The 18,645-nt window shown below is 61.4% G+C and carries 23 protein-coding genes and 1 pseudogene; 13 read left to right on the top strand and 11 right to left on the bottom strand.

Going from position 1 to position 18,645, the window contains the following annotated elements:
* Window positions 1-17 precede the first annotated feature (17 nt).
* The gene (locus HV670_RS14755; RefSeq protein ID WP_175105530.1) at window positions 18-707 is read right to left on the bottom strand and encodes a FadR/GntR family transcriptional regulator; all 690 of its coding nucleotides are present in this window, start codon (window positions 705-707) and stop codon (window positions 18-20) included.
* A 337-nt stretch (window positions 708-1,044) separates the two neighbouring features.
* Between HV670_RS14755 and HV670_RS14760 the strand changes: the two genes are divergently transcribed.
* A complete protein-coding gene (locus tag HV670_RS14760) occupies window positions 1,045-1,605 on the top strand; it encodes a cytochrome b (RefSeq protein ID WP_175105531.1) in 561 nt (186 codons plus the stop codon).
* A 130-nt stretch (window positions 1,606-1,735) separates the two neighbouring features.
* On the opposite strand, the gene HV670_RS14765 is transcribed toward HV670_RS14760, so the two are convergent.
* The 4 genes from HV670_RS14765 to cbiB all read right to left on the bottom strand — a co-directional run bounded on the left by HV670_RS14765 (window position 1,736) and on the right by cbiB (window position 5,971).
* Window positions 1,736-2,065, bottom strand: a complete 330-nt coding sequence (locus HV670_RS14765; RefSeq protein ID WP_175105532.1) for a nucleotide pyrophosphohydrolase — start codon at window positions 2,063-2,065, stop codon at window positions 1,736-1,738.
* Between the two features lie 44 nt (window positions 2,066-2,109).
* Window positions 2,110-3,492, bottom strand: coding sequence for a short-chain fatty acid transporter (locus HV670_RS14770; protein ID WP_175105533.1), 1,383 nt, complete (start codon window positions 3,490-3,492; stop codon window positions 2,110-2,112).
* 326 nt (window positions 3,493-3,818) lie between these two features.
* Window positions 3,819-4,895 carry a threonine-phosphate decarboxylase CobD gene (gene cobD, locus HV670_RS14775; protein ID WP_175105534.1) on the bottom strand — a complete coding sequence of 359 codons (1,077 nt, stop codon included), beginning with the start codon at window positions 4,893-4,895 and terminating at the stop codon, window positions 3,819-3,821.
* On the bottom strand, window positions 4,892-5,971 hold the full coding sequence (gene cbiB / locus HV670_RS14780; protein ID WP_246257435.1) for an adenosylcobinamide-phosphate synthase CbiB: 1,080 nt from the start codon (window positions 5,969-5,971) through the stop codon (window positions 4,892-4,894). Before cbiB ends, cobD begins: the two co-directional genes overlap by 4 nt.
* Before the next feature lie 100 nt (window positions 5,972-6,071).
* On the opposite strand from cbiB, the gene HV670_RS14785 reads away from it, so the two are divergent.
* The 4 genes from HV670_RS14785 to HV670_RS14800 all read left to right on the top strand — a co-directional run bounded on the left by HV670_RS14785 (window position 6,072) and on the right by HV670_RS14800 (window position 9,705).
* A complete protein-coding gene (locus HV670_RS14785) occupies window positions 6,072-7,586 on the top strand; it encodes a cobyric acid synthase (protein WP_425511428.1) in 1,515 nt (504 codons plus the stop codon).
* Between the two features lie 187 nt (window positions 7,587-7,773).
* Window positions 7,774-7,989, top strand: a complete 216-nt coding sequence (locus HV670_RS14790; protein WP_175105537.1) for an RNA-binding S4 domain-containing protein — start codon at window positions 7,774-7,776, stop codon at window positions 7,987-7,989.
* Entirely contained in the window at window positions 7,986-9,233 is a 1,248-nt protein-coding gene (locus HV670_RS14795; protein WP_175105538.1) for an MFS transporter, read from the top strand. Before HV670_RS14790 ends, HV670_RS14795 begins: the two co-directional genes overlap by 4 nt.
* Window positions 9,234-9,378: 145 nt before the next feature.
* On the top strand, window positions 9,379-9,705 hold the full coding sequence (locus HV670_RS14800; RefSeq protein WP_175105539.1) for a helix-turn-helix domain-containing protein: 327 nt from the start codon (window positions 9,379-9,381) through the stop codon (window positions 9,703-9,705).
* Between the two features lie 360 nt (window positions 9,706-10,065).
* Here HV670_RS14800 and HV670_RS14805 read toward each other — a convergent pair whose 3' ends face one another.
* From HV670_RS14805 to HV670_RS14820, 4 genes and pseudogenes are all read right to left on the bottom strand, one after another.
* Window positions 10,066-10,383: a chaperone modulator CbpM gene (locus HV670_RS14805; RefSeq protein ID WP_175105540.1), complete on the bottom strand. Its 318-nt coding sequence runs from the start codon at window positions 10,381-10,383 to the stop codon at window positions 10,066-10,068.
* Window positions 10,384-10,389: 6 nt separating this feature from the next.
* Window positions 10,390-11,331 carry a DnaJ C-terminal domain-containing protein gene (locus tag HV670_RS14810; protein ID WP_175105541.1) on the bottom strand — a complete coding sequence of 314 codons (942 nt, stop codon included), beginning with the start codon at window positions 11,329-11,331 and terminating at the stop codon, window positions 10,390-10,392.
* Between the two features lie 119 nt (window positions 11,332-11,450).
* Window positions 11,451-12,091: pseudogene (locus HV670_RS14815) on the bottom strand (DDE-type integrase/transposase/recombinase).
* An 86-nt stretch (window positions 12,092-12,177) separates the two neighbouring features.
* Window positions 12,178-12,438, bottom strand: a complete 261-nt coding sequence (locus HV670_RS14820) for a transcriptional regulator (protein ID WP_175105542.1) — start codon at window positions 12,436-12,438, stop codon at window positions 12,178-12,180.
* 590 nt (window positions 12,439-13,028) lie between these two features.
* Here HV670_RS14820 and HV670_RS14825 point away from each other — a divergent pair.
* The 4 genes from HV670_RS14825 to HV670_RS14840 all read left to right on the top strand — a co-directional run bounded on the left by HV670_RS14825 (window position 13,029) and on the right by HV670_RS14840 (window position 15,088).
* Window positions 13,029-13,346 (top strand): hypothetical protein, encoded by a 318-nt coding sequence (locus tag HV670_RS14825; protein WP_175105543.1) that lies wholly within the window; start codon window positions 13,029-13,031, stop codon window positions 13,344-13,346.
* Window positions 13,347-13,609: 263 nt separating this feature from the next.
* Window positions 13,610-13,858 carry a DUF2513 domain-containing protein gene (locus HV670_RS14830; RefSeq protein WP_246257437.1) on the top strand — a complete coding sequence of 83 codons (249 nt, stop codon included), beginning with the start codon at window positions 13,610-13,612 and terminating at the stop codon, window positions 13,856-13,858.
* Between the two features lie 372 nt (window positions 13,859-14,230).
* Entirely contained in the window at window positions 14,231-14,683 is a 453-nt protein-coding gene (locus tag HV670_RS14835; RefSeq protein ID WP_175105544.1) for an Hsp20/alpha crystallin family protein, read from the top strand.
* Window positions 14,684-14,695: 12 nt separating this feature from the next.
* Window positions 14,696-15,088 (top strand): Hsp20/alpha crystallin family protein, encoded by a 393-nt coding sequence (locus HV670_RS14840; protein WP_175105545.1) that lies wholly within the window; start codon window positions 14,696-14,698, stop codon window positions 15,086-15,088.
* 183 nt (window positions 15,089-15,271) lie between these two features.
* Here HV670_RS14840 and HV670_RS30565 read toward each other — a convergent pair whose 3' ends face one another.
* The gene (locus HV670_RS30565; protein WP_217478425.1) at window positions 15,272-15,613 is read right to left on the bottom strand and encodes a hypothetical protein; all 342 of its coding nucleotides are present in this window, start codon (window positions 15,611-15,613) and stop codon (window positions 15,272-15,274) included.
* A 125-nt stretch (window positions 15,614-15,738) separates the two neighbouring features.
* Between HV670_RS30565 and HV670_RS30570 the strand changes: the two genes are divergently transcribed.
* Both HV670_RS30570 and HV670_RS14855 read left to right on the top strand, forming a co-directional pair.
* On the top strand, window positions 15,739-15,993 hold the full coding sequence (locus HV670_RS30570; protein WP_217478426.1) for a hypothetical protein: 255 nt from the start codon (window positions 15,739-15,741) through the stop codon (window positions 15,991-15,993).
* 178 nt (window positions 15,994-16,171) lie between these two features.
* Window positions 16,172-16,333 carry a hypothetical protein gene (locus tag HV670_RS14855; protein ID WP_246257439.1) on the top strand — a complete coding sequence of 54 codons (162 nt, stop codon included), beginning with the start codon at window positions 16,172-16,174 and terminating at the stop codon, window positions 16,331-16,333.
* A gap of 571 nt (window positions 16,334-16,904) precedes the next feature.
* Here HV670_RS14855 and HV670_RS14860 read toward each other — a convergent pair.
* A complete protein-coding gene (locus HV670_RS14860; RefSeq protein WP_175105548.1) occupies window positions 16,905-17,231 on the bottom strand; it encodes a hypothetical protein in 327 nt (108 codons plus the stop codon).
* A 123-nt stretch (window positions 17,232-17,354) separates the two neighbouring features.
* Between HV670_RS14860 and HV670_RS31030 the strand changes: the two genes are divergently transcribed.
* Both HV670_RS31030 and HV670_RS14865 read left to right on the top strand, forming a co-directional pair.
* Window positions 17,355-17,552 (top strand): helix-turn-helix domain-containing protein, encoded by a 198-nt coding sequence (locus HV670_RS31030; RefSeq protein ID WP_246257441.1) that lies wholly within the window; start codon window positions 17,355-17,357, stop codon window positions 17,550-17,552.
* Window positions 17,518-17,949, top strand: a complete 432-nt coding sequence (locus HV670_RS14865) for a type 2 periplasmic-binding domain-containing protein (protein ID WP_246257446.1) — start codon at window positions 17,518-17,520, stop codon at window positions 17,947-17,949. Before HV670_RS31030 ends, HV670_RS14865 begins: the two co-directional genes overlap by 35 nt.
* Window positions 17,950-18,645: the final 696 nt, after the last annotated feature.

Genomic DNA, 18,645 nt, shown 5'->3' on the forward strand with positions numbered 1-18,645 from the left:
CGACTGGAGACTCGCCCTTACTGCCCGAACATCCGGTCGCGTGCGTTCTCGAGGTGGGTGCGCATCGCCTCGCGCGCGCGGACCGGATCGCGCGCGTGAATCGCCTCGAGCACGGCCAGATGCTCCTGCTGGACCAGCCGCTGCCGCTCCGCGCTTTTGACGAGCGACAGATTGCGTGACAGGTTCATGCTGAATGTCGCCTGCTCCTCGATAAACGACAGCACCGTCACGAAGAAGGGATTCTTCGATGCCCGGGCGATCGCCAGATGGAACTGGAAGTCGTCCTTCGCACCGAGTTGCTGGACCTTCACGACTTCCTGCAGCGCTTCGTAGGCCGCGTCGATCCTTGTGAGATCCTCGTCATCGGCCTTGAGTGCGGCAAGCGCCGCGGCGCCGGCCTCGGTGACACTGCGGAATTCGTAGCAGCGCTGGATATCCGAGAGGGTCTCGAGGGGCGCAAAGCGTCGTACATTGGGATCGGGGCGTTTCGCGACCGTGGTGCCCGAGCCATGGCGCGTGACCACGATGCCGTCCGCGCGCAGGCGCGCGAGTGCCTCGCGGATGGTCGGGCGGGAGGTCGTGAACCGCTCCGCGAGTTCGTTCTCGGTGGGCAGGCGATCGCCTTCCTTGAACTCTCCCTCGATGATCCGGGTGAGGATGTCGGCATAGATGCGGTCCGGGAGAACCGTCGACGGACGTTCGGTCATGGCTCTGAAAGCTTTGTAGGTTTAATGCGCAAAGTGTAAGACAACCTTGCCCGCTTGAGCGTATCCGGCCAGGCTAAATTTTTGCAGGTAGACCGGGCTTATGGCCATAGTCCTTGCCATTTCGTACCCTATGCAAGATAGACAGGTTAATTAAAGTTGTATTACAAATAAAGGGAAATGGTTTGCCGAAGTTCAATTGGAACGATGTCGCGAACACATGCGCTATAGTTCGGCGCACATACAACTCAGACACGTCTGGGCTGCCTGGCGCACGCCTACCACATGCCGGGCGACGTGACCGGCTGGCCGTTGAAGACCCTGCGTCGAGGTGCCGACCATGACTCAATTTCGCGCAAGACCCGCCGTCGATCGCTATACGGGCCCTGCGATCACCTTGCATTGGCTGATCGCGATCCTGATCGCAGGCGCGTTCTGGATCGGTTTCGTGATGACGGATATTCCTGGCTTCACGCCGACCAAGCTCAAATATTTTTCATGGCATAAATGGATCGGCGTGACCGTGTTTGCGCTTGTCGTGCTGCGCACGATCTGGCGCCTCACACACCGTGCGCCTCCCTTGCCGGCCGGGATGGCGCGTTGGCAGCGCGGTGCTTCGCATGTCGTTCATTTCCTGCTCTATATCCTGATGGTCGCAGTTCCCGTGTCGGGCTATTTTTATACGTGTGCCGCGGGTGTGCCGGTGGTCTATCTTGGCCTCGTGGAGTTGCCGGTCGTCATCGCCAAAGACCCTGTACTGCGCGATGTGCTCAAGCAGGTCCACATCACACTCGACTGGATCCTGCTCGGCGCGATTTGCGTTCATCTGCTGGCCGTGCTCAAACACCTGGTGATCGATCGTGACGGCTTGCTTAGCCGGATGATGCCGTTCGGCCGCTAGAGGGACAAAGATCGGCCAGGGCATCGGGTATCGAGATTTGCTGCCCACGGTGACGGCCGCAGGCATGGAGGCCGGCCACGGCCGCAGGCGGTCACCGTCGTGTTACCCGCAAACGCGAGCACACGTACGATCAGCACCGATCGGGTGCCGGATACTTCCGCGCGTTCATTGCCAGCTTGGCCTCGACAGCCGCGTTGAGATCGATCTTCATCGCATTGCAGAGCTGGACGAGATAGATCGCGATGTCCGCAAGCTCCTGCCGAACATGATCAGCCTCGCCAGTCTCCATCACTGCTCGTGATTCGTCCTCGGTCGACCACTGGAAGATCTCGACGAGCTCGGCTACCTCGACGCTCAATGCCATCGAGAGATTCTTGGGCGAGTGATATGGGCCCCAGTCCCGCTCATGGGCGAACTGCGCGGCGGCGGCGGCCAGTCCGGTCGTATCGATCAGCTTCACTCGCTTACCTCGGGGATGTCACAGGTTGGGAATGCGGTATTGAATCAGGGAATCAGCCAGAGCGCCAATACGTAGATGACGAGCGATACCGCGAATGTGATGGCCGTATAGCCCATCACGCGCTGAATGCGGATGCCCGCGATCGCGACGACCGGCACGGCCCAGAACGGCTGGAGCATGTTCGAGACGTTCTCCGCCATGGCCACGCCCATTGCCGTGCGTGCGACCGGCGCATGGATTGCCAGTGCGGCGGGCAGCACGAACGGTCCCTGTACGGCCCAGTGACCGCCAGCGCTCGGGATCAGCAGCGTGATGATCAGCGAACTCAGGAAGCTCCAGACCGCGAGCGTCGCCGGGGTGGCGATCGCGACGAAGGCCTTGGCGATCACCGAGGCGAGCCCCGTGCCCGTCATGATGCCCATGATGCCGCCATACACCGGGTACTGGAGCAGCATCGGACCGGTCTGCGCGGCCGCACGCCGGATCGATTCCGCGTAGGCGATCGGTGTGCGCTGCAAGGCGAGGCCGATCAGCAGGAAGATCAGAATGGTTGCATTGATATCGAGTTCGAAGCCCTTGGTGCTCCACGTCATGCCGAGGTAGCCGACGCCGAGCGCGAGCAGCAGCAGAGTACCGATCACTGAATGTTCGATCCGCGAAGCGAACGAGTTCGGCGCGGAGTCGCGCGAATGCGAGTCGGCCTCGACCGTTTCGGGGCGATCGACGAACGGTGCGACATCGTCGTCCTTCGGATGAATCAGCACGAAGATCACACCCATCACTATAACGACCAGTACGGTCGGGATCAGCACGAACGGTGCGAAGATCGTTTCACTGAGCGGCACGACGTGGCCGGTGGCTTTCTCGACGAGGTTCAGCGCATTGCCGTGCGAGGCCTGCGAGAGGGCGATCGAGCTCGACAATCCGCTATTGCAGATCGACCACGCCGAATAACTGCCGGCGACCAGCCAAGCGAAGTCGATGCGCGAGCGCCGTGCGATTTCGCGCGACAGCAGCGCGCCCACGACCAGACCGAGGCCCCAGTTGAGCCAGGCTGCGATCGCGACGACCGGGAACACGAGCAAGGCGGCGCGCGCGGGCGTCTGCACGCCGGCGGCCAATGCTTTCAAGCCGCGCTGGACGACCGGTGCCGCGGCGATGGCATAGCCGGTTGCGAGAATCAGGATCATCTGCAACGCGAAGCCGAGGATCTTGAAGGTGCCTTCGTACCAGGAGTCGAGGATGGTCGCTGGCGAACCGTGCGGCGCGAAGAACGAAGAAAGCAGCACGACGACGAGCGTGAGGCCGATCGACAGCACGAAGGGGTCGGGCATGACCTGCTCGAACACATAGACCAGGCTCGCGACGATACCCCGTCGATGCGGCGCGTTTCCCCCAACTGCGGGCTGTTTGGATATTCCGTTCATGAGTCCAGCATGCTCCTTCTGTGCAGCGGCCTTGCACCGCTGCTTATGTAATGAATCTTCTCGCCGCGGTCTTCCGCGCTATCGCGGAGCAACGCATTTGTCATGACGCTGGACACCAGGTCATTTCGCGAGTCCGGCTTCAGCACCGCCAACGCAGGCATCGCGACGGCGGTGAGGCAAGTCTCCCGTTTGCTCGGCGCTTTTGAAAGCTTGTTGAAAACAAGGTGTCAGAACGCCGGCGAACACATTACAGCGTCTTCGGCGGCTGGGGTGCTGAAATTCACGCGGACGTTTTGTATCCCTTGAAAGGAGCAGCATGGGGCGTGTCAGCGGATGGGGCGCCGAAGCCCTTCGTTCAAGGCTTTCCAGCCTGTTTCGTCGCGTGGCAGGCCAAAGCGCAGGCTCGGGATGCGATCGAAATACCGTACCCAGATTCCGGTCTTCGCGAGCGCCTCATGGAGTTCGGCGGCATGCGGATGGGGCACCCATGCGAATAGCGCTGTTCGGAATACGCACAGATCGTGTGCTTCGAGGAGCCTTGCAAGTCGTTCGGCAGCGAGCGGGAGTTGCGCGCGCGTGGCCTGCTGCCAGGCGGTGTCGAGCAAGGCTGCGCGTACGACGGCACGCGCGGGGCCGGTCACGGTCCAGGGGCCGGAGAGCCTTCGTGCCGCATCGATCAGCGTGGATTGCGCCAGCAGGAAGCCGACGCGCGCACCCGCGAGCCCGAAGAACTTACCGACGGAGCGCAGCACCACGAGCCCCGCCCGCCCTGATGCGAATGCGATGCTGCTGGCGGGCGTGGCATCGGCGAACGCTTCGTCGACGATCAGGCAGCCGCCGCGCGCGGCGAGCTGACTGTGCCAGTCGAGCAGCGTCGCCGGATCGAAGACCTCGGCCGTCGGATTGTTCGGGTTGACGATGACGAGATAGCGCCAGTGTCCGGGCAGGCGTTGGCCGGCCATGAGATGAGTGGCTTCGCTCTGGGCCAATGACTTGCAGACGGTCGCATCGGCTAGCGGACCGCTCACGAATCGCTCGACCGGGAAGCCTGCATGCTCGAATGCAGGCGCATATTCGCCGTAGGTCAGCGTGCTGATTCCGACGGTGCCGCGCGCCAACAGCAGTGGAAGCATCCGGATTGCCGCCTGCGTGCCCGCTAGCGCCAGTGCGTTTTCGCAGCCATAGTGGGCAGCTGCCACGGCTTCGAGATCATCGTGATCGTCGGGTAGCCGCAGCCACGCCTGCGGATCGATCGGCGGCACCGGATAGCCGTTGGGATTGATGCCGGTCGAGAGATCGAGCCAGTGCTCGCGCGCGATGCCATGGCGCTGGATGGCCTCGTCGAGATTGCCGCCATGTGCGACATGCGGCGGCAGGGCGTCTGTGTGCGAGTGGCCGTTCATGTGATCTTGTGGTGCAGGGTATGAAGCAGCCATGAGCAGGTCTGCGAATGAAGTTGCGAACCACCCTGCAACCGCGCTAGCGACTGCGTCGACGCACGAGGTGGCGCAGAGACGGGGGGATGAGCGAACGAGTGAGCAGCCGCAAGAGCCGATGCCGCGATCAGCATCACCGCAAGCCATAGCCACATCGCATGACGGACCAGTCGAAGTGCCCGTCCGATATCGCTGGCTCGTGGCGCGCTGCCGATGCCGAGTACGGGACGGATTTCATCGACGCCGTGATAGCGCGCGGTTCCCCCACAGACCAGTTGAAGTCCACCTGCGCCGCTCGCCATCACCGGTCCCGCGTTCGGGCTATCCCAGGCCGCGGCCTGGGTCGACCAGCAATGGAGCGCGCTGCGCGTGTGGCTGCAAATGGCATAGCTGAGCGCCGTGAGCCGGGCGGGCAGGTAGTTTGCGACGTCGTCGAGGCGCGCGGCCGCCCAGCCGAAATAGAAGAAGCGGGGCGTACGATAGCCCCACATCGCGTCGAGTGTATTCGCGAGCCGGAACGCGAGCGCGCCGGGGCCTCCCGCGATCGCGAACCAGAACAGCGCGCCGAAGATCGCGTCGTTGCCGTTCTCGAGCGTCGATTCGATCGCCGCGCGTGAGAGCGCGGTTTCGTCGGCCTGTGTCGTGTCGCGCGTGACAATGCGCGCCGTCAGCGCCCTGGCCTGCTCGAGATTGCCGGCACCCAGAGCCTCGGCGATCGGCGCGATATGGTCGGACAGGCTGCGCGCGCCGAGCGCGAACCAGAGCAGCAGGGCGTGCACGAGCCAGTTGAACGGCCAGGGCAGCGCGACGACCACGAACACGGCTAGCGCGACCGGCGCGCCCACCACTGCGACCCATGCGAGCAGGCCGGCGGCACGCACAACAACGGTTCGACCCTGACGCCGCACACCTGCTTCACGATCGCGATTGAGCCGGTGTTCGAGCCATTGCGCGGCGCGTCCGAATCCGACCAGCGGATGTGCGCGGCGCGGCTCCCCGAGCCATTGATCGAGCAGCACTCCGGCGAGGGCCAGAAGGGGCATCGATTGCCACCACGAAAAAGAAGTCATTGAAAACCGGTCGACAGAAAGCGAAGGGAGCCACGAACACCCGCGATGGTGCCACGAGTTGGCCGCCTGCATAATGCAGTCCATGTCAGTCATTCAATCCAGTCCTTCCAGCCTCGTGCTGCCGCGCGGTACCCTGATGATCCAGGGTACGAGCTCCGACGCGGGCAAGAGCACCTTTGTCGCGAGCCTGTGCCGGCTCGCCGCGCGCGGCGGCCTGCGCGTCGCGCCGTTCAAGCCGCAGAACATGTCGCTCAACAGCGCGGTCACGCCAGAAGGGGGCGAGATCGGCCGTGCCCAGGCATGGCAGGCTTTTGCGGCCGGGCTCGCGCCGCACACCGACATGAATCCTGTCCTGCTCAAGCCGAACAGCGACACCGGCTCGCAGGTCATCATCCAGGGCAAGGTCTATGGCAACCTCGCCGCGCGCGCCTACCAGGACTTCAAGCGCATCGCGATGGAGGCCGTGCTCGATTCCTACGCGCGGCTGCGCGCCGGTGCCGACGCCGTGTTTGTCGAGGGGGCGGGCAGTCCCGCCGAGGTGAATCTGCGGCGGGGCGATATCGCGAACATGGGGTTCGCGGAGGCGGTTGATTGTCCGGTGGTGCTGCTTGCCGACATCGATCGGGGCGGCGTGTTCGCGCAGATCGTCGGGACGCTCGAATGCCTGTCCGAGACCGAGCGTGCGCGCATCAAGGGCTTTGTGATCAACAAGTTCCGTGGCGATGTGTCATTGCTCAAGCCGGGCCTCGACTGGATCGAGGCTCGCACGGGCAAGCCGGTATTCGGCGTGGTGCCCTATGTGCATGGACTCTGGCTCGATAGCGAAGACATGCTGCCGGCCGAGCGCCACGCGGCCGCGACGAGCGAGAAGCCGCTTGTCGTCGTCGTGCCGGCGTTGCCACATATCAGCAACCACACCGATTTCGATGCCCTGCGCGCACATCCGCAGGTCGATTTCCAGTATGTTAGCGCGGGGGCGACTTTGCCTCCGGCCGATCTCATCGTATTGCCCGGCAGCAAAAGCGTGCAGAGCGATCTGAATTGGCTGCGCGTCAACGGATGGGAGACCTACCTCCAGCGTCACTTGCGCTATGGCGGCAAGGTAATCGGCATCTGCGGCGGCATGCAGATGCTGGGGCGCACGCTGCACGATCCCGACGGCATTGAGAGCGATGTGCGTACGCAGCGCGGTTTCGGATTGCTCGACTTCGAAACGACACTGACGCCGCACAAGCACCTCGTCAACGTCGAGGGCATGCTGGCACTCGGCAGTGCGCCGGTGCGCGGCTATGAGATTCATATGGGTGAGACCCTGGGTCCTGCGCTCGATCATCCCGCACTCTGGCTCGACGGTCCTCATGGCATGCGCGCGGAAGGCGCGATGTCGGAAGACGGGCAATTGATCGCGAGCTACCTGCACGGTCTTTTCGACGCGCCCGCCGCCTGCGCGGCCTTGCTCGGCTGGGCGGGGCTCGATGACGCCGAGGTGGTCGACTACGACAGGCGCCGCCAGGAATCGCTCGATACGCTGGCCGACGTCGTCGCGGCGAATGTCGATCTCGATGCGTTGTGGCGTGTCGTGGCCTAGGGCAGGCATCGTTGCGGTGCCGCCAATGAGAGCCTCAAGGGAAGGCGCTGTCAGGCCGACCGTTAAAGCAGAAACCCGCCGAAGTGACTCAGGCTGCTAGCCTGGGCACCGGAGGAATCTCCGTTCTTCAGGACGGAGGGATGTCAATCGGCTACACTTCCGGACCGCCGAATCAGAGGACACCACCATGCCGAACGTCGATTTCACCCTGAACGGTGAGTATGTCGAAGTCAACCAGCTGCTCAAGCTCGTCGGACTGTGCGATAGCGGTGGCGCGGGCAAGATGCTGGTGGCCGAAGGCCTCGTCAAGGTTGATCGCAAGATCGAGACCCGCAAGACCGCGAAGATCCGCGCGGGCCAGGTCGTCATGTTCGGCGACGTGCGCATCACGGTCAAAGCATGAGTCGTCCCCGAGCGGGAACTCCGTCCGAGTCGCCGCGACGTTTCTACACCTTCCTGGCCGCGCGCGGCGCATCGTCGATGTCGTTCCAGATGCTGGCGGTCGCGGTCGGCTGGCAGATCTACCATTTGACCGGTAGCGCGTTCGATCTGGGGCTCATCGGCCTCGCACAGTTTCTCCCGATGGTCTGCCTGACCTTGTTTGTCGGGCAGGTCGCTGACCGTTTTGACCGGCCTCGCATCGTTGCAATCTGCATGGCAATCGAGAGCCTCGCCGCGCTCGGGCTGGCGGCCGGCGTGTTCGGCGGCTGGCTCACACGCGAGATGGTCTATGCATTGGTGATGGTCGGTGCGGCGGCTCGGGCGTTCGAATCGCCGACCAACGCGACTCTGCTGCCCGCTCTTGTGCCGCGCGATCAGTTGCAGCGCGCGACTGCCTTGTCCGCTTCGACCAATCAGACCGCGCAGATTCTCGGACCCGCCTGTGGCGGATTCATCTATGCATTCCATCCGGGTGCGGCGTTCCTGATCGTCGGCATCCTGTTCACGACCGGTGCGTTTCTCGTTGCGGGCTTGAGGCTCGCCGCACGGCCGCCGGCGCGCGAGCCCGTGACGCTGGCGTCGGTGTTCTCGGGCATCCATTTCATCCGCAGCAAGCCGGTGATGCTCGGCACCATTTCGCTCGACCTGTTTGCCGTGTTGCTCGGCGGCGCGACCGCGCTGCTGCCGATCTACGCGCATGACATCCTGCAAACCGGCCCCTGGGGTCTTGGGATATTGCGTTCCGCACCCGCTGTCGGGGCCGTGGCGATGTCGCTCATGCTTGCACACCGACCGATGACGGGGCCGATCGGCAAGATCCTGTTCGGTGCGCTGCTGTGCTTTGGGGCGGCGACCGTGGTTTTCGCCGTCTCGACCTGGTTGCCCTTGTCCTTGCTTGCGCTCGTGGTGCTCGGCGCATCAGATTCAGTCAGTGTCGTCGTGCGCTCGACCCTTGTCCAGTTGATGACACCCGATGAGATGCTCGGCCGCGTGAGTGCGGTCAGTACGCTGTTCATCGGTACCTCGAATCAACTGGGGGAGTTCGAGTCGGGTACGACGGCAGCGTGGTTCGGCGTGGTTCCCTCGGCGGTGATCGGCGGTATTGGAACGATGCTGGTGAGCCTGCTCTGGATGCGCTTGTTTCCGACACTCCGCGGTATTCGCTCGCTCGACGGGGCGGAACCGGGGGCGGCGGTCAAGGCTTGAAACTGGAGCGATCCCGGACCGAGAGGCTGTTCAATCGATATTCATCGCTTTGAATTCGGGCCGGGAGGCTCCTTCTTGCTGTGAGCTCCTTGAAGGTCTCGTCCGAAAAGCGACTGCACATCATCCGTCGTCTGAACAAATTTCGATGAAGGTACTTACTAGCATTCAAGTGATTGTCGGGCCGGACGGTCAGCCGGCCTTTGTGGCAATTCCCTACCTCGACTATCTTGCGATTCGCACGGACGATAGCGGCACGGTGCCGCATGACGTGGTGAGCCACACCGTGGACGGTGCCACACCCGCGCGTGCTTGGCGCGAACATCTCGGCTTGACCCAAGCGGACGTTGCCGCACGGCTCGGCATCAGCCAGTCCGCCTATGCACAACAAGAAGCCCGTGAGCGGCTGCGCAAGTCCTCGCGCGAAAAGATTGCGGGTGCGCTTGCAATCAAACCGGAACAGCTGGACTTTTAGTGGGCCCAGACGCGGCTCGGTAACGGCGATTGACATACAAGCGTGATTGGCAATTTCACCACTGTTCGTCAGCTGTGATGGGCCAGGTCGTCAGAAACGCGCGGCGCCTTTGTTCCGATTCCTCACGGCGGGCATCCAGGCCTGATCGCCCGTCGCGTGGAAGCGGCCTATTGGATGCTGATGGCGCATCGCGGCTACGTGCGTTCAGTGCCCAAAGGTTTCTCGAGCATCTGGTGCTGGCGGCCGGCCGTCCTGTTTTGCTGATCCCGTATGCGGGCGTTTTTCCAACCATCGGAAAGCACATCATGATTGCGTGGGACGACACCCTACGCAGCGGTAGAGCGGTGTCCGGGCCCGGCGCTACCCGCGCGGCGGCCCGCGGCGCTGCGCCCGCAATGCGTCGATCTGCTCCAGCAGGTCGAGCGCCAGCGCGACGCCAGGCGCATTGATCTGCAGGTCATGCGCAAGCCGCTGCGCGGTGCGCACGCGGTGCAGAGACGCGCCGCTAAAGCGCCAGTCCCCCGGTCCGGTGCCGTCCGGGTCGAAGGCGCCTTCGGCGACCCAAAGCGTCAACTCGTCTTCTGATGCACCGGTTACCCGGCACAGCTCGACGAGTGTGAACTCGACCTGTTCATTGATGATCTGCCCTTCAAGACGGGGCGTCGCAGAGTCTTTCATGATGAGCTACCCGTAAAACCGCGCGCGCGGATCGAAGTCGAACGCCTGCCGCATCGCTTCGTATGCGGCTCTCGCCGGCTCGCTGTCGACCGCAGGCAACACGATGTTCAATACGACGTATAGATCCCCCGGCGGGTTACCGGGAATCCCCATCCCCTTGAGCCGCAGGCGCCTGCCGCCGGCGGAATTCCTCGGCACTGTCATTTCCACCGCACCGTCCGGTGTCGGGACCGTCACCTGGGCACCGAGCACTGCTTCCCACGGGGCGACGGGGAGGTCGATCGAGACATCGCGTCCAGCCACGTGAAAACGCGCGTCCTCATTAAAAGCGATTTCCAGGTAGAGATCGCCGGCGGGTGCGCCCGCTCGCCCGGCTCCGCCCTGCCCCGCAAGACGCAGGTGCTGTCCGGCGCGTACGCCCTTCGGAATGGCCACATTCAGCGTGCGTGACTGCAGCGTCACATGGCCTTGCTCGTCGACGACCGGCAACTTCAGCACGATCGAACGCTCCGCGCCGCGCCACGCATCGCGTAGATCGATGACGATCTTCGCATGGTGGTCCTGTCCCCTCACAGGTGACGGCCCCGCCTGCGGATGCCCCCGCCGCGCGCCGCCGAACATCGCCTCGAAGAAATCGTCCAGATTGCCCCGCGCGTAAGCCTCATTGCCCGGACCGCTGAACTCGAACCCTTCGTCCCAGTTCGGCGGCGGCTGGAAGTCCTGGCCGTTTTGCCAGTTGCTGCCCAGACGGTCGTAAGCGACGCGTTTTTCCGGCTCCTTGAGTACCTCGTAGGCCTCGCCCAGCTCCTTGAAGCGATCCTCCGCGTCTGAATGCTTGCTGACGTCCGGGTGATACTCGCGTGCGAGCTTCCGGTACGAGCGTTTGATGTCCTCCTGAGTCGCGCTGCGCTCCAGACCGAGAATCTCGTAATAGTCCTTGTATTTCATCTGAAAGTCCCGGCTCTCGCCAGTTCCGCGATTTCGGCGGTGATTTCATCCTGACGAACCCGGCCAGGCTCTGGCGCAAATTGCGGACGGGAGCAAAAAACGGCGTATTTGCCGTTACATCATCGTGCTGAAAGGACTGCCTTCCAAACAGCAGGCGCAGCGGTATCTTTGAGGCACAGCTTTGTGAGGTTGAACGGAGCTTTTCGAATGCGATGCATCAGCTCGATGTCGGTGATCGTCACGGCTGCGTTCCCGAAGCGTTTGAAGCCGAGCATTAGGTTCACCCTCGATTTTGTGTGGCGATGATCCTGCTCGATCAGGTTGTTCAGATACTTCGACGATCGCAACGTCGTGTCGTCCGGCAGCAACTCATCATTCTTCATTTTGCGCACCGCGCGGTGAGACGTCGCGTAGTCGTCCAGCGTGATGGTTTTCGAAGCGAACCCTTGATTCTTGATCGCCTTCGCGAAGAAGGCCTTGGCCGCAGCGAAATCGCGCCTGGCGCTGAGCTGGAAGTCGACCGAATGACCACTGGATTCCTCGCAAACCGGTCCCAGCACTTGACGAACTCCGGCGTGAAACGTTTCACCCCGCGCATGATCGTCGTGTGCGCAACCGAAAGGCTGCGCTCGGCCATCATTTCAACGAGATCTCCAAAACTGAGCTTATCACGCAGGTACCAACGCACGCGCAGGACGATGATTTCGCGGTCAAAGTGGCGGCCGTTGAACAACCAGTCGATGTCTCCAAGCTTACTCATTGCGTGCTCGCGCTCGTGAAAAGCCGAGCGTAACCCATCGGCCCCTTCAATTTGCACCAGAGCCCACCCCAATGAGATGCGGGATCTCATTCCGGTTTATCGAAGACGCCGGCTTCGAGATCCTGTCTGAAATGCTGCACCCACCCGGTTTCGAAGCCGATGGGGTATTCCCTCACAATTTGTGTTGATAGTCTGGTTACGGTGACATATCCCTGCAGGCCGACGTTCTCGTCGCCCTTGGGGTCAGTCGTATCCGTTTCCAGCAGTTCGAATTCACCTTCCGCCAGTCTCTTGCGCTGCAAGATCGCCAGGAAAGCCTGGCGTTCATCCGGTTCGATCAGTTGCATCTCCCGCCCTCCCGTCTGTCCGACACCGATATTCGTGGTCCCCTTCGCGACGTCGCCATGACCCCAGAACGTTACGCAGTGCTCGAGTGCGTCGCAGGCAGCTGAGGTTGTGAAAGCCGAATGCCATGCGCTCATCTGGGTCCGATCCGGTCGCAGTCGGGAACCACCAGCGTACAGCTTTTGCGCACGCGCTCAATGCAAAACTGTCCGGACAGTTTTGTCATAGTTCCTGCCATCCTTCATGACCCGTCGCAATTTGCATCGGTGCTCGCATCGTCATGAGCGGTCGAAACCGCCTGCAGGTGCCGAAAAAGACGCAAAGCCACGCTCGAGGTATGTCCCTTCTGCGTAAGGCCGCTGCGCTGAATTATGCGATCGCGTGACGTTGTCCCGTCCGGGATTGTTTGCACGGTGCCGCTATCAGCGCAATTGCGCAAAACGCCCGAGCTCGTATCTGTGCCGACGGCAACGTCCGCTCGCTGGACGAGCCGATGCGAATGGACGGATCAGTCCATGCGCAGACCGATAGTTGAGGCTCGCTGGCCACAACAGAACTACACTCAAAACGGGATAAATTCCGGAGCAATACCATGAGCGACGCTACCCCCCAAAGCACATTTCGCGGTCTTCCCCTGACGCCGGAGCAGGACGCAGAAGTCAGGCACTACATAAAGAAGAAAGCGCAGCATGGCGCGCCGTGGGACACGCCGGAGTTGGAGGCCATGCTTCGAGACATGCTGGAGCCCCCGAGTGATGACGACGGAGGACTCGGTTCCACCGTCGACGAAACGAAGGCCGCCACAGAACGCGCGACAGCTTCCATCGACGAGACCATGGAACCCATCGAAGCCTGCGAAGAGCGCAATGCTGCGATGGAAACCGAGGGTATGAGGGGACCGAAGCGTTGAATCCCAGGCAGCGCTCGCGACGGGTCTTGAAATTCAGCCAACGCGTTCGGACCGTGGCATGAGCCTGTCGGGAACCTGGAATCACATCGATTGCGGCGCCTCCGGTCAGCTCTGCAATCGGCGCCCCCACCGTCGAGAAGACGGGGCTCGCCGTGCACTTCGATGCCTGCCCCCCAAAGACTCCTTTGGGAGGACAATGAAACACGTTCTACCCCTTTCGATATATGTCCTATCCGCGACCGGAGGAGATCGTGAAACGCGATATGAATCTGGCACTCGCAATACTGAAGACTCTCGAGGAAAACAAATCCCCGCACCTCAGCGGATTTGACATTGAAAGCGCGCTCAAGGAGGCGTTCGATGTTTCGAACCGGGGTGTGTGGTATCAGTTGAACCTGCTGGCCGACGCAAATCTCGTCCGCTCGATGGGTAGCGACTGGCGGCTAACCTGGGATGGCCACGAGTTTTTGAAGTCGGCGGTCCCAATACCTTCGAAGAGACCTGAAGGGTGACCTAAGCGCTGGAAACATCCCCCGGCTTTCGTGAAGACAACCCGATTGCCGGGGCATCGCACAGGAGGCACCGAACGCGATAACAGTTTGCCGAAGCGCGTTCGATTCCACGACTTGATGACGACCGCGCTCCAACGTCCCGCCAGCCGGTTTTGTACAGCCGCATGTGGGGATATGCCTGGTCTGAGAGAGAACATGGACTGCTTAAAGCGAGCGCGTACAACAATCCGCCATCTCGTATTTTTTCGCATAGGTCGGCCACACCCATTCCCGGCCAACGTGAGGTTCGAGTGACTGCCCTTGGTCGCCTTTCGGCGAAGTTGTTAAGGGCCGCACTCGCCTGCAAGGTGATAGATGAAAGGAGATCCAGCCATGAAGGGTTCATTCAAGAGGTTTTCTTCCGACGTATTTCCGGACTTCGAGTGGCTCCAGGAGCAGATGGACGCCGCCGTTCGAAACTTTGGCGTTTCGTCCGGCATCCGTGCCGGCGCTCGGGGTACATTTCCGCCAATCAATATCGGGAGTACGACGGACGCCATCGAAGTGGTCGCATTTGTAGCAGGCGTCGACCCGCAGGCCCTGGAGGTATCCATCGACAAGGGCCTGCTTATCCTGAGCGGAGAGAGGCCGGCCGCCGTTGCGGACGCCGGCGCGCACAAAACCGTCTATGCGGACGAACGGTTTGCCGGCAAGTTTCGCCGCGTCGTCAACCTGCCTGACGATGCGGACCCGGCTCGCGTCGAGGCAAAATATGCGGACGGTTGTCTGCGCGTCACCGTGATGAAGCGCGAGTCGTCCAAGCCTCGCCTGATTAAAGTCCAGTAAAAGGAGACTGCCATGAGCGAAGAAACCCAACTCGCCACGCGTGAACCGCAAAACTTGTCGACCAGAAGCGCGGTCGCGGCCTTGATCCCGCCCGTGGACATCGTCGAAGATGAGACGGGAATTACCATCACGGCCGACCTACCGGGCGCCTCGAGGGACCGTCTCGAAATCAAGATGGAAGGTGAACACCTGCTGATTGAAGCAGAGGCTGCCGTCGCGGTGTCGGAAGGTCTGCAACTGCTCCACGCCGAAATTCTTGAGCCGCGCTACCGCCGAGCCTTTAGATTGAGTCGCGAACTGGATGGCTCGAAGATCGAAGCAAGCTTGAAAGACGGCGTTCTAACGCTACGCATTCCACGAATCGAACAGGCGCAGCCGCGACGCATCGAGGTGCAGGTAGAGTAATAACGATGAGCAGTACCGGGGGCGGCTTCACACGGCCCCTAAAAAAGCTGAGAAAGGGGTCGCGGTATAGACGATGGTTACCCATCGCTCCTACCGCGATCCTCAGTCCCACGCCAGTGCTCGGTCTCCTACCGTCACTTAGTGCAGGGAAAAAGAGAGGACCCCAAAAAAGCATCTCGACCGTCAAAGACGGATATGGCCGCGCAGCCAGTCATAGCCGACAGCGGCGACGGGCATGCAAGGCTTCGCCGGTGACGTCCAGGCATCCCATCCGCGCATCGACCAGTCGCTGATCGACTGCATCAAGCCACGCTGCTCTTCAAGCCACGCATACCACATGCTGTCTTCTGCGTCTCGTTCCTTTCCCCCATCGAGGCCGGGGAGCCATCGGATAAGTGGGAACGAACTGCGCTTAAGCCAGTCCCTCACGGGATGCGTGTCCAGCCAGCGGAATTGCTGATTCCTGTGCTGTGCGCGTCTGTAGTGCTCTGCTACCAATATTGCAGCCATGATCAGCACAATCACCCCAAACAGGACTCCGTCATCGACTCGGCCAGGCAGCCTCCTTCCCAGGTCGCGGGCATGCTTGCATTTTAGGCGATGCGCTCGCGGAAACCGGCGTTTTGCGTTGCCCCTTCATTTCGGAAGACGTGGCGTTACCCGTCGATTGGTACGTCGAACTGTGTCCGACAACCTGGGCATTTAAATGGCTCGACATTACCTTGCGCCGGCAATGCGGCGAGCGGCTGCTCCTCGCCGGCGAGGTAGCAGACCGGGCACGGAAACGCCTCGTGCGATCGACGTCGGTGCCACCGGTCGACGAACCGCTGAATGTCGATAGGCTGGGTGCCGTTCGCCTCGAGGTGGTCGAGAAGCACGTGGAACAGAGCGGGGCTTTGCATTGAGACCTCCGCAGCGATTTCCAGCCATCGTAGCATCTGCCACCAATGCGCGGCGGGTGATCCTGCGGTTCCGCGCGCAAGCCACGCCGGATGTTCAGTGCTAGTGTTGTGGTGGGGATTTTCCTTTGGGCACACACCGCTGTCATTGGCGGAGGACATACCCCGGAAATGCAGGCGGCTGGTGATTGGTACCGGGACCGGGGCGTTACCGGTAATGGAAGAGGTGAAGCTCGAGGCCCGGCGTCGGCAAGTCGAACTGGTCATCCTGCCAACAGCAGAGGCCGTCGCCAATCTGAAGGAGCACCCTGACCAGGCCAATGCCATCCTGCATGTCACGTGCTAGGCCATTGGCGTGGTATGAATTTACATTGAAACTGAGCAGCATTTAGCATATCAGGCGAGCGCGTCCATCACGGGTCACGCGGTCAGCCGTTTCGAAATCTGATCAGTCGACATTGGGCCAGTCCTCAACGATACGAGGTGCCAAAAACTGCTCGCATTCCATCGCCAATTCACGTACGCGACGCACCAGCGCTCGCTGATGGGGATCAGCCTCGAGCGGAAAGTGGAGTCGCTTCAGTGCGCCCCGGGTGGCTCTCACCGTTTTGCCGACAGCCCGACTGAAACGCGACAGATCGCCAGAACGCCTTGTCGCGAAGCGCTTGGCGGGCGACCTTGTCTCGGCGCTTTTTGCAACGGGGTGGCGGGCAACCCCGTTATAGTGTCGCGATAAATTCGTCCCACGCGGTCCCTTGCAAGGTCTCGGTGGTGGCGTGTCCACAGGCGCGGATGATCAACGCCGCTCTCTCGAGCTGTTTCAAATCGTCAGACATCGACGATGTCCACCCCATCGAAGCGCCCGAGTATCAGATAGCTGTCTTTCCAGGTGACCGCAGGACAGCGTGCAGTCAGCATCAGTCAAGTGATGCTGACTGCGAGTTGCCAAACCAACGTCGCCAGAAGACGTGGGGCGGCTGCTCAAGGGTTCGACGCGCGATGCCCATCCTTCTAAACTTCGCGTTGGCTCCATTTTGAATATGGAAGCGCGACAGTGAATAGTCGAACGTCGACTGTCTCATATCGAGGTCAGAGGAGACGATTGTAAATCTTGGCCAAGAGTCTCTAACGGGTCGACAACTGCCGACATGGATACCGGCAAGAACCGATATCTCGGCTTCACGGTCGTCTTCACGCAAGCCGTGCCGGACTTCGGTCCGGCTCTTGTGGTTTTCAATGGTCATCGTTGCTCTCCTTTGTGGCGTTAGCACTTCGTCGGTGGATGAGACAATATCGTTTCCCAGCAGCATCTATAAGAAGGCTCCACGGAATACACTCGATTCCAGGCAGGAAGTATTGGAGGGGATATGGATCGGCTGGACGCGCTCAAACTTTTCATTCGCATCGTCGACGGTGGGAGTTTCGCTGCCGCGGCACGCGAGATCGGGGTCGGCCAACCTGCGGTCAGCACAGATTGCGTCACTCGAACGGTATCCGGGCGCTCAACTCGTCCGACGAACGTCACGCAGCATGACGCTGACCGAGGCCGGTCAATCGGTCTATGAAGCGGGCTTACGGATCATTGAAGACTTCTCTGAACTCGAGTCGTCCGTCGGGCGCGGACAGGCTTCTCCGAGCGGTCTCATCCGAATCAGCGTGGCGCCGGTATTCGGCCGGCTGTACATCGTGCCGCATCCGCCGGGGCTCATCGCAAGATACCCGCATCTATCGGTAGACCTGTCGGCAACGGAGCGCACCGTGAATCTCTGGCTCTTTGCTCAGGAGATTGCGAGCGGTGCGGTCATCACCGTGTTGTCGGATTTCGCGCCGGCGCCGTTACCCATCCACGCCGTTCATCCTTCAGGAAGGCAATTGCCGAACAAGACCCGGGTATTCATCGACTTCGTTTTGGAAACCCTTGCCGCCGACCAGGGACCAGCCTTTGTCTCGATCGGTGTCTAAATGGGCCTAGGCCGATGCCCGATCACCCCAAGCAGCGTGGTGACCGTCCGTTTCAGGCCGCACTTTAGACGATGCCGCAAATTTACCGACCGGCGGCATCGGGTCAGGAGGGTGAGTTCGCTTATCGAGAAAGCTGTCTTTCGGCTGCTCAATACTACCTGCGTCAGCAATCAGCCACATTGCAGACGCAGAGGCCACTCGGTCCCAATGGCAGCAATGGCCGAAAATGCGACAAACAAAATCATCGACAGAACGTCACTTAACTGGGTGAAGTGGCCGGTCTTTTTGCGCATCATCCGGCAGATCGTCGGCCGTCTGAGGCGTTCACCCTCTCGCTAAAGTAGTCTTTCGCAACGATCGCCTGCGAGCACGCTCGGATGCCATGCGATTGAGACGCTACGTTTTCCGGCGGCATCATGCGCGCACCAGCGGGATGAACTGCGCCTCGGCGCATATATGCTTCGGATGCATTATTCTATCTTCAAATGAAATTTGTTTCATGTTGCGAAGCGGCATAGGATGGTTCCCTCAATGCCAGCCAAGTCCACGCGCCATGTTAATCAAGTCAATCACTTCAGAGCTTGTGCGCCGCGAGCGGACTCCGCTGGCGATATTGACCGCAGTCACGCTCCTGACGGGTCTCGGCGCCGGTCTCGGCGGCATGCTGCTCGCGTTGCTGCTTCACTGCATTCAGCA

The sequence above is a fragment of the Pararobbsia alpina genome (assembly GCF_902859895.1).
In the GTDB taxonomy this organism is placed as follows: Bacteria; Pseudomonadota; Gammaproteobacteria; order Burkholderiales; family Burkholderiaceae; genus Pararobbsia; species Pararobbsia alpina.